Below are 291 nucleotides of genomic sequence, written 5' to 3'. Positions count from 1 at the left end.
ATGGACGTCTCGGTGCGCCTGGACCACGGTGCGGTGACCGTGTCGGTCGGCGACGAGGGCGTCGTACCGGCCGAGGCGGTGGTGCCGCGCCTGGTGGCCGAGCCCGACGACTCCTCGTACGGCGAGCCGACCACCGGGCGCGGGCTCGGCATCGTCTCGGTGCTGGCCGACGACTGGGGCGTCGAGCGGATCCCGGGCGGCACAGGGGTCTGGGCGCGGCTGCTCGACGCGCGCGCCGACCGCCCGGTGCGCCCGCCCGACTCGCCCCCCGCCCCCGAGCCCGAGGGCGCG

At 78.7% G+C, this 291-nt stretch carries 1 protein-coding gene; it reads left to right on the top strand.

Annotated elements, in window-relative coordinates:
• Nucleotides 1-12: 12 nt before the first annotated feature.
• The coding region (locus QWY29_RS20085; protein WP_300963002.1) for an ATP-binding protein at nucleotides 13-291 on the top strand (279 nt) is incomplete at its 3' end.

Source organism: Nocardioides abyssi (assembly GCF_030412915.1).
In the GTDB taxonomy this organism is placed as follows: domain Bacteria; phylum Actinomycetota; class Actinomycetes; order Propionibacteriales; family Nocardioidaceae; genus Nocardioides; species Nocardioides abyssi.
Note: the sequence above shows the minus strand (reverse complement) of the source record. Positions and strands in the feature narration are given on the sequence as shown.